General features: G+C 60.1%; 7 protein-coding genes. 4 read left to right on the top strand and 3 right to left on the bottom strand.

What is annotated here, in order from left to right; all coding sequences use genetic code 11:
* The first annotated feature begins 8 nt into the window (after window positions 1-8).
* Complete coding sequence (locus tag IGS75_RS03470; RefSeq protein WP_202257586.1) at window positions 9-2,315, top strand: TonB-dependent receptor; 2,307 nt, start codon at window positions 9-11, stop codon at window positions 2,313-2,315.
* A 29-nt stretch (window positions 2,316-2,344) separates the two neighbouring features.
* Here the strand turns inward: IGS75_RS03470 and IGS75_RS03465 are convergent, their stop codons facing one another.
* Complete coding sequence (locus tag IGS75_RS03465; RefSeq protein ID WP_237468963.1) at window positions 2,345-4,081, bottom strand: putative bifunctional diguanylate cyclase/phosphodiesterase; 1,737 nt, start codon at window positions 4,079-4,081, stop codon at window positions 2,345-2,347.
* A gap of 264 nt (window positions 4,082-4,345) precedes the next feature.
* Entirely contained in the window at window positions 4,346-5,029 is a 684-nt protein-coding gene (locus tag IGS75_RS03460) for a Fe2+-dependent dioxygenase (protein ID WP_141350863.1), read from the bottom strand.
* Window positions 5,030-5,228: 199 nt separating this feature from the next.
* Here IGS75_RS03460 and IGS75_RS03455 point away from each other — a divergent pair, with 199 nt between their 5' ends.
* The 3 genes from IGS75_RS03455 to IGS75_RS03445 are packed head-to-tail and all read left to right on the top strand — an operon-like array spanning window position 5,229 to window position 10,768.
* A complete protein-coding gene (locus tag IGS75_RS03455) occupies window positions 5,229-6,521 on the top strand; it encodes a TolC family protein (protein WP_237468961.1) in 1,293 nt (430 codons plus the stop codon).
* On the top strand, window positions 6,518-7,681 hold the full coding sequence (locus IGS75_RS03450) for an efflux RND transporter periplasmic adaptor subunit (protein WP_202257585.1): 1,164 nt from the start codon (window positions 6,518-6,520) through the stop codon (window positions 7,679-7,681). The genes IGS75_RS03455 and IGS75_RS03450 overlap by 4 nt, the downstream gene beginning before the upstream one ends.
* Before the next feature lie 9 nt (window positions 7,682-7,690).
* Window positions 7,691-10,768 carry an efflux RND transporter permease subunit gene (locus IGS75_RS03445; RefSeq protein ID WP_202257584.1) on the top strand — a complete coding sequence of 1,026 codons (3,078 nt, stop codon included), beginning with the start codon at window positions 7,691-7,693 and terminating at the stop codon, window positions 10,766-10,768.
* 21 nt (window positions 10,769-10,789) lie between these two features.
* Here IGS75_RS03445 and IGS75_RS03440 read toward each other — a convergent pair whose 3' ends face one another.
* On the bottom strand, window positions 10,790-12,769 hold the full coding sequence (locus IGS75_RS03440; protein ID WP_202257583.1) for a hypothetical protein: 1,980 nt from the start codon (window positions 12,767-12,769) through the stop codon (window positions 10,790-10,792).
* Between the last annotated feature and the right edge of the window lie 414 nt (window positions 12,770-13,183).

Below are 13,183 nucleotides of genomic sequence, written 5' to 3'. Positions count from 1 at the left end.
GAGGTTTCATGCCGTCTATCGTGTCTGCCCGTTCCTTCCTGCTGCTTTTGGGCTGCACTACCGCCCTTGCTGATTCCGCGTTCGCCCAGTCGGTAACTCCGTCCGTCACGTCTTCCCAGGCGGCTGCGGCCACCACTGAAACCCAGACGGATGATGTGTCCACGGCTGCCCGTGCCAGCTTCGGTCATGCCGACGACCAGCATGGTACGACAACGACGGAGAGCAGTCGCACGGGCGAAGATGACGTTACCGTCAATGCCCATCTCGAGCGCGCCCGTGCGGCCCTTCAGTCTTCGACCGGGGCGACGACCTATAATTTTTCGCGGCAGGCCATCGAGACGAATCCTGGCGGTGACAATGCGGGTCTGAACACCCTGCTGCTCCAGGCCCCGGGTGTGGCGCAGGATAGCTACGGGCAGATCCATATCCGTGGTGACCACAATGAAGTGCAGTTTCGTCTCGACGGCGTAGAGCTGCCTGAAGGTATGAGCGTGTTCGGACAGGCGCTCATGACGCGCTTTGCCCATTCCATGTCACTGACGACCGGTGCGCTGCCGAGTGAGTACGGGTTCCTTCAGGCCGGTGTGATCGATATCAACACCAAGAACGGCTATTCCGATGCTGGTGGTGATGTTTCGATCTATGGTGGCGCGCGCGACTATTTCTTCCCGTCTGCGCAGTTTGGCGGTCATCATGGCAAGTGGGACTGGTTTGCGACGGGTGATTTCGTTCACAACCGTGTCGGCATTGAAAACACCACGCCGAGCTTCAATGCGATCCACGATCTGACGAACCAGTATCACTTTCTGGGCCATGCTCGTTACACGGTGGACGAGAATACGCGGATCAGCCTGACCGCGGGTGTGTCCAATGCCGAATACCAGCTTCCCAACAATCCGGGGCAGCAGCGCCAGTTTGCCAATCCGTCCTTTGCGAGTAGTGACCTGTCGCAGAAGCTGTACGGCAACGGGGACAGTTCGAGCCTGACCGAGCATCAGAAGGAAATCACGGATTTCGGCATTCTGTCCCTGCAGAAAGACATGGGCAAGCTGAGCTTCCAGACCTCTGCCGTGCTGCGTTACAGCTCGCTGCGCTACTCGCCCGATCCGCTGGGGGATCTGGTTTATAACGGCATTGCCCAGCGTGCGGCGCGTTCGGTCTTCTCGACGGGAACGCAGTCCGATGCCACCTGGCAGGCGGCGAAGAATCATACGGTCCGTTTCGGCTATCAGATTTATGTGGAACGGAACGTTTCCAAATCGGATTCGACCGTTTATCCGCAGAGCGGCGAGGATGCTGATGGCAACGCGGTCTATTCCGATAATCCGCTGACCATCCATGACGGCACGGGTCGGACGGGATGGATGTACGGCCTTTATGCGCAGGACGAGTGGCGTCCGCTGAAGAACCTGACCATCAATTACGGTCTGCGGTTTGACGGGGTGGATGAATATACCCATGCCAAGCAGGTCAGTCCGCGCCTGAACATTGTTTACAAGCCCTGGAACGGCGGCACGTTCCATGCGGGATATTCGCGTTACTTTACGCCGCCGCCGTTTGAGCTCGTGGGTGGGACGTCGCTCAACAAGTTCGTCAATACGTCAGCGGCTCCTGGGACGTTCCTGAACAGCAACGTGAAGGCCGAGCGCGATCATTACTTTGACGCGGGCTTCTCACAGACGATCCTGCCGGGCTGGCATGCGTCCTTCGATGCGTATGTGAAACTCGCCAAGAACATGATCGACGAAGGGCAGTTCGGCTCTCCGGTCATTCTGTCGGCGTTCAACTACCGTCGCGGTCAGGTTAATGGTTATGAATTCGCCACGGACTACACCCGCGGTGCCTTCAGTGTGTATGGCAATTTTTCGTGGTCGCGCGCTATCGGCAAGGATATCACGACGGCGCAGTGGAATTTTGATCCCGACGATCTGGCTTATACCAGCAAGCACTGGATCCATCTGGATCATGACCAGCGCTGGACTGCGTCTGCCGGCGCAAGTTATTCGCTCTTCCACCGAACCGGCCATCCGCTACGCCTGTCTGCCTCAATGGTCTATGGTAGCGGTCTGCGGGCCGATGGTGCGACGCCGAACGGGGCTTCCGTGCCTCAGTATGCCACGTTCAACCTGTCGCTGGTCCAGTCTTTCAAGGATCTGTTTCAGGTGCCGTTCCTCAAGCGCACGCAGCTGCGTCTGGACGTGACCAATCTGTTCGACCGGACTTATCTGCTGCGTGACGGTAGTGGCATCGGTGTGGGTGCGCCGCAGTATGGTCTGCGTCGGACGATCCTCACCGGTATTGACCAGCGTTTCTGATGCTGGTGCCTGACGGGTCGGACGATCCGTCAGGCTGGTTCGGCTGCCGGGGGCAGAAGCGACCGGTAGCGGATCTTTTCAAGGGCGGCGGGGATGTCCATGACCGGCACAGCCTCGCACAGAAAATCGCCCTGCACGAAATCGCACTCCATCTCCAGAAGCGTGCGGACCTGTGTCGCGTTTCCGATCCCCTCGGCCACGACCTTGCGCCCGAGACTGTGGACGATGTCGATCACGCCCCGGATGATCGCGGCGTCTGTTCCATGACGTTCCAGACCGGCCACGAAAGCCCGGTTGATCTTTACTGCATCGAACGTGAAGGTCTTGAGATGCGTTAGGGACGCAAACCCTGTTCCAAAATCATCGAGGGCAATCTGGATACCTTTCTGGTGAAGGATGTCGAGTTCCTGTTCGATCTGGCCGTGGTGTGGGCGCGAGAAGATGTTCTCGGTGATTTCGAGGGCCAGGGAGGTGAGCGGGATGTTCATTTCCTCGCCTAGGAGAACGACTTTCCGGAAGAAATCGCTACCTTCGAAATCGCAGGATGTGATGTTGATGGCGATGCGTTCGAAGCGGACGTTCTGTTCGCGAAGTCTGCGCATGTCCTGCATGACCTGCCGTGTAACGAAGGTATTCAGGGTCAGGGTCAGTCTTGGGTCTTCAAAGACTTCGGGAAAATGCTGAGGCGAGAGGATGGGGTGCTGCGGATGGTCCCAGTGCAGCAGGGCCTCGAAGGAAATATTGCCGGGCGTACTTAGGGAAAAGATGGGCTGGTAAAAGACCGCGATGCTCTGGTCGTGTAGTCCGGTCTGGACCCGTCTGCGCAGGCGGGCGGCATGGTCCAGTTTCTCTTCCATGACAGGATGATATTCCCGGATACGGTTCCGGCCGCTGGTCTTGGCGGCATAGAGCGCAAGATCGGCGCATTTCAGAAGGGCTTTTTCCCGTGCATCGACCAGGGGGACGCGGACATAGCCGATGCTGGCGGTGCAGGCATGGGTCATGGTGCGGTTGCGGAAGCTGAAGCGCATCTGTTCGAGGATTTCGAGAAGGATATTCTCGAACAGCGCCGGGCAGTCACCTGTCATGAGGATGGCGAATTCGTCGCCACCGATGCGAGCGATGAAGCAGTTTTCACTCTGGAAGGACTGGAGCTTCTCGGCGACCTTGCGCAGCAGCCGGTCTCCGGAATCGTGTCCTGACGTGTCGTTGACCGTCTTGAATGTGTCGATGTCGAGCAGAGCCAGACAGATATGGCCTGCGGCACTCTGGCGCAGGGTTTTGCGAAGGGTGTGAGAGAAGTGCAGGCGGTTGGAAATCTTGGTCAGGAAGTCCGTATTGACGGCGTGCTGGAGCTTCTGACGGCTGGATTTCAGGTGGTTTTCCGCCTGTTTCCGTGGCGTGATATCAAAGCGGATGGCCACATAGCTGGTGACTTTTCCGCTTTCCGAAATATGGGGAACGATCGTGGTGTCGACCCAGTAAAGGGAGCCGTCGCGCCGGCGGTTGCAGATCTCGCCGTGCCAGACATTGCCTGAGGCAATCGTCCGGTACATCTGCCGGAAGAACTTCCGGTCGTGTTGGCCGGAGCGCAGCATCCGGTGATCGTTGCCAATGAGTTCGTTCCGCGTATATCCGCTGATTTCCTCGAACCGGCTGTTGACGGAAAGAATGCAGCCGCGGGTGTCGGTCATGGCGACAATGGCGGAGCAGTCTAGGGCATGAAGAACGAAATCGTCGCGGGGGGGGTGAGGCCAGTTCTTCATATAATCTAGGCTTCTCCGGAAATCATCCTCTTGCTTTTTTATCACTCAGGTCTGGCTCTATCGAGAGGAGATCTGAGTAATATCGTAGAATAATTAAGCGTTCGTTAAAAGGAGATCCAGCTGTTTTTGGGTATATTTTTGGAGGTCTGTTTCGGGATTTTTCTTTCTTGTTATGCGCGGTGTCAATTTTATTTTAACTATTTCGGGAAACTTAACATAATGGCGCGCGCCCGCCTATTTTGAACCCTGAATGCAGCCCTGTTCTTACAGTTCGGCCCACTGGCGCAGCAGGTTGTGATAGGTCGAGGTCAGCCCGAGAACAGCGGGATGGCTGTCCGGCAGCGCCTTGCGGGTTTCGATGATGGAGCAGTCAAATTCGTAAAGCAGACGGCGCTTCGTATCGTCGCGGACCATGGATTGGGACCAGAAGAACGAGGCCCAGCGGCTGCCGCGTGTGATGCGGCTGACGCTGTGCAGGCTGGTCGAGGGATAGAGCACCATGTCGCCGGCGGGGAGCTTGATACTCTGGGTGCCGTAAGTGTCCTGGATGACGAGTTCGCCGCCGTCATACTCGTCCGGTCCGGTGAGGAAGAGCGTGGAGGAGACGTCCGTGCGGATGCGCATCCCAGCACCGGGGATCGGGCGGATGGCGTTGTCTACATGGGCGTCGAAATGCATGCCGGTGTCGTAGCGGTTGAAGAGCGGCGGGTAGACGCGCAGGGGCAGGGCCGCGCTGTTGAAGGTCGGGTTACGGCCTAGCGCGCGCAGGACGAATTCCCCGAGTTCGCGGCATTCGGGGGAATCCTGCGGGATCTGGAGGTTCAGCTTGGCCTTGGCGGACTGTTCCCCCGCAGTGACGCGTCCGTCTGCCCATTCCGCGCCTTCCAGTCTGTCACGGAAGTAGCGGACTTCTTCGGGAGTGAGGACGTTCGGGATATGGATCAGCATGGACGTCGGGCCTTGAAGGAGAGGGGGGCGGAGATAGGAACAACGGGCTCAAAATGAGAATGACTCTTATCTCGGAGTCATAAAGCCGTTTGGAGGGAGGGGCAATTGGTGCAGGCCTCTGGTGTCCTGTGGGGGAACGGAAGCAAAGGTCGCATTTCCTTTCGTTGACAGGACTGGCGGGGCAGGGGATGACACGGACATGGCATTTCATTCCCTCCTCGTTACGCGCCGGACGGGGGTGTCGCGTGGGTGGATGACCGGCGTGGCGCTCATGGTGGTCTGTATCGTCGGAGCGGGACAGAGCCGTGCACAAGGGGGGCTCGTGGCGCCGCTGTCCATTCATGATGCGATTGCGGCGGCCTGGAAGGCGGACCCTGTACGGGCTGAACTTGAGGTCAATCAGGATTCTGCCGATGCGCGGGCGAAAGCGGCGCAGTCCTGGTTTGCAGGCGGTCCGACGCTGACGGGGGACTATTATGATGACCGAATCAGCGGTTCCAACCATGGGTACATCACCTGGCAGGGTGGGGTTTCGGTACCGCTATGGTTGCCGGGGCAGGGTACGGCGACTGAGAACGTGGCGAAGGCCGAAGCGAAGATGGCGACCGTTCGCCTTGACGTAGAGCGGATGTCGGTTGCGGTGCGGGTCGTGGATGCGACCGGGGCTGCGATCATGGCTATGCGGCGGCAGACGGCGGCGCTGGCGACCGTAGCTGCGCTAAAGCGGATTGAAGCCGGTGTACAGCGGGCCGGGCATGCCGGGGAAATCGCGATGTCGGACCAGCAGGCCGTGGAGGCGCAGTTGGCGCAGGCCCGCAGCGAAGCGGACATGGCGGCCGAGGAAATCGAAACTACGGCGAGCCAGTTACGGACGCTAACGGGGCTGCCGGGCGTTCCGGATATCACGCAGGCGGACGAGCACTGGCTGGGGCTGACGCGGGCCAATGATGCGCGCTGGGTCGAGGATGTTGATCCGCGGGTGCGGGCGACGCATCAGGCGGTGATTGCGGCGCAGAACCAGATGAAGCTGGTCCGCAAAAGTTTTATGCCCAATCCGGAAGTGGGGGTTGATGCGATCGATCAGGGGCAGTTTGGCAGCCCGTGGGATACGCAGGTGGGTGTCAATCTGCGGGTGCCGCTGCCGAGCGCTGTGACGAATACGCCGCAGGAATCCGCTGCCCGCGACCGGATGGCGGCGGCGAGACGGGAGGAAGTCGAGGCGCGGCGGGCTGTGCGCAATGAGATGGCACAGGTCCGGGCGCATCTGGTGGCGGCGACGGGATCGCTGTCGAATTCACGGGTTGAGGCCAGTTCCATGTTGCGCCGGGCGGACGGGATGGAGCAGTCCTGGCGAGTTGGTGAGACGCCACTGATCGAGGCTCTGCGGGCGCGGATGGATGCGTATCGGGCGCTGCTGGATCTGAACCGTGCTGAGATTGCCTGGCATGCGGCGATTATCCGGATGGGTATCGCGACGGGGACCATTCCATGAGTCGGTTTGTGCGTTTTCTGGTCTGTGGGGTGGTGCTGTGTGCGCTTGGACGTGCGGGTGCGGCAGATGCGCCGGGCTGGATGCAGCCGCTGACGCTCGGGGCGGAGGCGCGGGAGGGGGAGCATCTCCAGACAGCGCTGGTGCGGCAGGGGACGCTTCATGACACGGTCTCAGCGCTGGCGCGCGTGAGCGCGGATCTGTCGCGGACGGTGGTGATCCGCGCGAGCGGGGACGGGAAGGTCACGGCTGTGCGGGTGACGCCGGGGCAGACTGTGGTGCCCGGGCAGGCGCTTATTGATTACACGGATCATTCCCTTCACGTGCTGCATCTTCAGCTTGAGCAGGACGAGGCTGCTCTGGCGTCAGCAAAGGCGACGTTGGGGGAGGCTGAACTGGCGTATCGGCGCGGGCAGTCGCTTCTGGGTAGCACGGTGTCCGCCGGAGAAGTGCGGCGGCGTCAGGCAGCGGTGCAGCAGGCGCGTAGCACTGTCGTAGCGCGGGAAGCGGATATCGGGCTGATTCAGCATCGGCTGACGGAAGAGTTCACCTCCGTGACGGAAAAGATCGTGCAGGATGAGGCGTCTACGCTGATTTCGCCGGTGCGTGGCGTGGTGCAGTCCATTCAGACCTCCGTGGCGTCGGATGTGACGCCGGGGCAGGCGGTGGCGACGGTTGTGGATCTGTCGGGGGTGTGGATTGTCGCGGATCTGCGGCCGGATGAAGTGTCGCGGCTGGTGCCCGGTGGCACTGTGACGGTCCGTCCGTCCGGCAATGCACGGGCGGAGCCGTTCCGGGCGGCCATCACGACAATCGACGGCGTTGCCGATCCGGTGACGGGGCTTGTGAAGGTCGTCTGTGTCGTCGATCGGCCCGTGGCGTTCCTGCGGCCGGGGATCATGCTGGATGCGGCTCTTGAAACCAGCGAGGCCGTGGACGGTATGATTGTGCCGTCGAATGCGGTGCAGACGATCGAGGGGCATGACCTCGTTTATGTTCAGACCGCTGAAGGACAGTATGCGCCGCGTGAGGCGCGGGTGCGGCTGGCGACGGATGAGAGTGTCGTCGTGCAGGGAAATCTGAAGGTGGGGGATCGTGTGGTGACGGAGGGCAGTTTTGCCCTGAAGTCCATGTCGCTCGTTAGTGGGCTGGATACGGACTGACTGGGTTTCATGCTGCATTTTCTCCAGTCCAACCGTTTTGTCCTGCTGGGTCTGCTTGTCGCGCTGATGATCGGCGGGATCATGACCGTTCCGGGACTGCCGGTCGAGCCGGTACCGGATATTTCGCCCAAACAGGTTATGGTGTCGGTCACAGCCCCCGGACTGGCGACGGAAGAAGTTGAGAAGCTGATTACCTTTCCGGTTGAGGCGAGCCTGACGGGCATTCCGGGTGTGACAGATCTGCGTTCCGTGTCGCGGACAGGAGTGTCAGCGGTCTATCTCCAGTTCGATGACGCGACGGATATCGATCTGGACCGGACGCGGGTTGCCGAGCGGTTGCAGGCGGCACGGGACAGTATCACGATGCCGGGTGTGAGTGTCTCGATGGGGCCGCTGGCGACGGGCATGGGCGAGATCATGCAGTTGCAGATTCGGGGCGCCGGGCTTTCCCTGATGGAGCTGAACCAGCTCATGACCTGGACGGTCGTGCCGCAGCTTCGGCTGGTGCCGGGCGTGGTGGACGTCAACGTCAATGGCGGGTCGGTCGAGACGTATCAGGTGGCGGTTGATCCGGCGCGGATGCGGGCGTTCGGTGTGTCGATCAGCGATATTATTCAGGCCGTGGACACGAATAATGCCTCGTCGGGTGGGGGCTGGATTGCGCATCATGCCGAGCAGAATGTCGTGGTCGGGCGTGCGCTCGTGGGTAGTCTGGCGGATTTTGGCGCCATCCCCGTAAAATTTGGCACAAATGGTCATGTGATCCGGCTGCGCGACATGGGCGTTGTGTCCGCAGGCCCCCGCACGCGGCTTGGAGCCGTGACGCGCGACGGGCAGGGCGAGGCGGTCATTGGCGTTGTGATGATGCAGACCGGCGCTAGTTCGAATGCGACGCTGGATGCGATCCGGCATGTCCTGCCCACCATCCGCCAGTCCCTGCCGCCGGGTGTTACGCTGGAGCCGTTTTACAGCCGGGCGGATCTGACGGGCCAGACCATCCATACGGTCAAGGAAAACCTGCTGATCGGTGCGGTTCTGGTGCTGTTTGTGCTGGTGGTTGTTCTGGGGGACTGGCGGGCGGCGCTGGTGATCGTGTCCGTCATTCCGGCGTCGCTGGTCGCGGCGATGGCGGGGATGCGGCTGTTTGGCGTGTCGGCCAATCTGCTGAGTCTGGGCGCGATTGATTTCGGGATGATCGTGGACAGTTCGCTCGTCGTGGTGGAGCACATCATGGTCGAGCGTGGGGAAAGCCATGGGACACGCCCCTTCGCAGCCCTGACCGCGGATGCTGCAAAGGCCGTGATACGGCCGGTCAGCTTCGCAATCTTCGTCATCATCATGGTCTATCTGCCGGTGCTGACGCTTCAGGGCATCGAGGGCAAGATGTTCCGGCCGATGGCGCAGACGGTCATTATGGCCCTGTTGGCCTCACTGGTTTACTGCTTCGTCTGTGTGCCGGTGCTTGCGGCAATGCTGATGCGCAAGGTCCAGGCGGACCGGGAGACCGTGTTCGTGCGGACCGTGCGCCGGTATTACGAGCCCGCTCTGCGCTGGACGGAATATCACAGCGGGCGCCTTCTGATCGTCACGGGTGTTGCGTTTCTGGCGGCGTTGCTGATTGGCGGACGTCTGGGCGGGGAGTTTGTGCCGCAGCTTGAGGAAGGCTCGCTGGTCCTGACTTCGACGCGTCTGCCGGGGGCGTCCCTCGATACGGTGCTGGAGGGGGTGACGGCGGAAGAGAAAATCCTGCGCTCTTTCCCCGAAGTGAAAACGGTCGTGAGCAGCACGGGAACAGCAGTAATCCCGACCGATCCGATGGGGACGAACGAGACCGATACGTTCATTTTCCTCCGCCCGCGTGAGGAATGGAAGACGGCGTCCACACAGGCCGGGCTGGTTACGAAGATCAATGACGTGTTGGAAAAGACGCGGCCGGATGCGGCATATTCGTGGTCGCAGCCGATCCAGATGCGGATGGATGATCTGTTGGCCGGTGTGCGGACGCAGCTTGCGATTTCGGTTTATGGCGATGATCTTGCGGAGCTGAACCGGATTGCCGGGCAGGTTGTTGAGACGCTGCACACTGTGCGTGGTGCAGCGGATGTCGCGTTGCAGGGGAGCGGGACGGTGCCGTTCCTGCATATCGACGTGAACCGGGATGCGGCAGCGCGGCTGGGAGTATCGGTGCCAGATATTCTTGCGGTTGTGGAAGCCGTGGGCGGGCATGTTGGCAAGCCGGTAACGGTGCAGGGAGCGATCATTCCAACGCAGGTGCGTCTGCGGGAGGACGCGGTCAGTTCGGCGGATCGGATCGGGCATCTACAGGTGCGCCGGGCGGACGGGCAGGGCTGGGTTTTGCTGTCGCAGGTGGCGGATATCGTGCTGTCGGATGGCGTATCGCGGATTGACCGGGACAATATCCATCGCCGGGTGATCGTTCAGGCTAATATTCGCGGGCGGGATGTGAGTTCGTTTGTCGCGGCGGCGCAGCAGGCCGTGGCACAGAAAATCAGGATGCCGCAGGGCTACCGGATGGTCTGGGCCGGGCAGTTCCGGAACCTGCAATCCGCGCTGCACCGCCTGTTCATTGTCGTGCCGATTGCGCTGGCGCTGATTTTCCTGTTGCTGGTGGCGGCCCTGGGGTCGTTTGGTGCTGCGGCGCTTGTCTTCGCCAACCTGCCGATGGCGGCGACGGGCGGCATTTTCGTACTTGCGATTCGGGGGCTGCCGTTCAGCATTGCGGCGGGGATCGGGTTTATTGCGCTGTTTGGCGTGGCGATCCTGAACGGTGTGGTTCTGGTCAGCCAGATCCGCGTGTTCCGTCAGGAAGGGGTTGCAGCGGCAGAGGCGGCGTTTCGGGCCGCGCGGAGCCGGTTGCGACCGGTGCTGGCGACGGCATCCGTGGCCAGTCTGGGGTTTTTCCCGATGGCGTTTTCTGGCGGATCAGGTGCGGAAGTGGAGCGGCCGCTGGCATCGGTCGTGATCGGAGGGCTGATCTCTTCGACGCTTCTGACCTTGTTCGTACTGCCGACGCTCTATGCGCGGTTCTTCGGCGCTGAAGGCCGGGAGGCTCCGGACAAGGCGTGAGCCTGCCTGGAGCGTGTGCCCTTACTGGAAGGGCAGGTAGCGGAAGTCGAAGAAGATCTGGCTCATGCTGGTATGCGGATCGCCGCCGATGCCGGACCAGATCTGTCGCCGCGAATAGGCAAGCTGTGTGCCCGCTTCCACGGTGCCGAACTTGCCTTTGAAGAAGCGCCACCAGCCGCCGATCGTGATTTCGGACACGCTGCGGGTATTGGCTGTGCAGGAGAGCGTGGAAAGTTCCTGTAGACAGCCTGCGTTGGAATAGCCCGGGTTACCGTAGCCGTAGGAGTTGCCATTTTCGTTGAAATAGGAATGGCCGACGCGCTGCGTGCCGAAATAGCCATAGACATCGATGCGCGGGTTGGGATGTGCGATGACGCCCGCCTGGGCCTGGATGCCGAAGAGCGGATCGGGGCTACCATTGGCCTTGAGTGTGGCATCCGGCAGCAGGACGGATCCATAACGGTTGATGCCCCAGCCAGCGAGGCCGGCCATGCGCAGTTCCACCTTGCCGGGAATGAGCGGCAGGATCATCGAACCGCCCGCGCCGCCGCCGACGGCGGTGTTGTTATGGCCGGTATTGCCCATCGTCACGCGGTCATGAGGGAAGTGCAGGATGCCTTCCATTTCGTAATGGCCCCAGACGGGATCGTAGGCGACCTTACCGATGACGTCGGGTGCGATCTCGTTGGAGAAATTGGTTGTGTCATTGGTCAGGCCAACGCCGTTCTCGCCGATCGTGACGGTGGAGCCGTTGGGCATCGATACGGCTCCGTTGCTGGCGGAAAAGCCGGTCGTGTCATACAGCGTGGCGGGATTTTCGATTGAAAGAGCCGTCCACAGGCGGTGATGGAAGAAATCCTTCACGATGCGGACCTGCCACTGGCGGGACCAGGTTTGGCCTGCAAGCATCGACGCTTCAATCGTTTCCGGAAGACTTTCCTGTCGCGCGACGATACCCGCACGGCCCGGCGTCAGAAGGCTCCAGGCCTGGCCGCCGAGGAAATGCCAGCCTGCCTTGTTGTCGTCATAGGCGAGATAGGCCTGACGCATGCGGAAGGAATAGCTGTTGCTCTCGTAAGGATCGGTCGTGACGGCGCCGGCGCCAAAATCGGATTCAAAAAAGCCCGAGATGATGGCTTCGGAATTGATGTTGCCGCGTGCGAGCAGGGACAGGCGGCTGTAGCGGGCGCTGCCGTTGAAATTATTGGTGTGGTAGCGCGGCTCGTTCGGATACGGCATGTCCTGCCAGTAGTTGAACGTATCGGATGCGACATGACGGTTTTCGAGCACGGCGGCCATATCGACGAAACCGCCGAGCATGAGCGTGACCGGGCCAAGGTGGAACACGCCGTGATCGCCGATGGCACCTGCGGACTGCGCGCCCATCGTCTCACGCGGATGCGGACCCACACCGTTTTCTGCGAAATGGACGAGCACGTCTTCGGCGCGATGGCCGACGACGGCGAGTTCCGAGCCTCTGTCGGTGTCGATCACTCCGCGTCCGGTGGGAGAGAGGGAAACGCGGTCGCGTCGGGCCACGGCTCCGTGGACGGGTTCGGCTCTGGCGGCGGCGGTCATTTCGCTTGGTGTAGCTGCAAACTGGGGAGCTTCGGCAGTTTTAAGGCTATGACGGCCGGCGGAAACAGTGGTGATCCGTTTGCTATGGTCTGCGTGGATATCATTGCGATCAGGTAGACGGGCGGTGGCGAGCTGTCCGTCATGCGAGGGGGGCGCATGGGAAGCAGACCTGCTTGAGGTGCGGTGTCGGGCAATTTCCGCCTTCAGCAGGGCCATGTCGTGATTGATGGCGCGTTGTTCTTCCTGCACATGAGCCTGAGCGGCCTGAAGGCGACTCATTTCCTGTTCCATTTTTGAAACGATATCGTCATCGGCCCGCGCCGCGGTGCTCAGCATAAGAGCGCTTAGTGTTGTGCCGAGAAGCAAATATCCGCGTCCCGATAACCGTAGGGAGCGCAGCGTGCGGAAGGTGAGCGGTTGCAACTAATTCATCCATGTCAAAAGATGTCTCGAACATGTGCATGAAGTCTGGCGCGATAGCTTTTAAAAATATTTTCAGGTCACTCCTGACGTACTTCATGTCTCCGGAAAGTTGTGGGGAGAGAAAAATATTATCGTGTGGATTTAGGAAAAAATAACGCAATAGTTAAATTTTTTCATATTTTGATTGGGTATTTTATGGAAAAAAAATGAAAACCGATTAATGTAGTTGAATAAAAAATTGTTAATTGTATTTATATACAAATTAACATTAAATATAATTTTTCATTTATAGCGTGTTCGGGCTTTATTTCTGCCCTTTTGGGGATTTTTATTGGTTTTTCATTTTCTTTGCGATATGATATTTTTTCTATACCGAAAAGTATCAGAGCCGCTCTGGGCGCTGGCGGCTGACAG

The sequence above is a fragment of the Gluconobacter sphaericus genome, assembly GCF_016757795.1.
GTDB classification, from domain to species: domain Bacteria; phylum Pseudomonadota; class Alphaproteobacteria; order Acetobacterales; family Acetobacteraceae; genus Gluconobacter; species Gluconobacter sphaericus.
This window is presented reverse-complemented; position numbering and strand designations above follow the sequence as displayed.

Excerpts from the sequence above, each read along its gene's own strand:
- IGS75_RS03455 (WP_237468961.1), top strand. The coding sequence starts at position 5,229 with ATGGCATTTCATTCCCTCCTCGTTACGCGCCGGACGGGGGTGTCGCGT.
- IGS75_RS03465 (WP_237468963.1), bottom strand. The coding sequence starts at position 4,081 with ATGAAGAACTGGCCTCACCCCCCCCGCGACGATTTCGTTCTTCATGCC.
- IGS75_RS03470 (WP_202257586.1), top strand. The coding sequence starts at position 9 with ATGCCGTCTATCGTGTCTGCCCGTTCCTTCCTGCTGCTTTTGGGCTGC.
- IGS75_RS03460 (WP_141350863.1), bottom strand. The coding sequence starts at position 5,029 with ATGCTGATCCATATCCCGAACGTCCTCACTCCCGAAGAAGTCCGCTAC.
- IGS75_RS03445 (WP_202257584.1), top strand. The coding sequence starts at position 7,691 with ATGCTGCATTTTCTCCAGTCCAACCGTTTTGTCCTGCTGGGTCTGCTT.
- IGS75_RS03450 (WP_202257585.1), top strand. The coding sequence starts at position 6,518 with ATGAGTCGGTTTGTGCGTTTTCTGGTCTGTGGGGTGGTGCTGTGTGCG.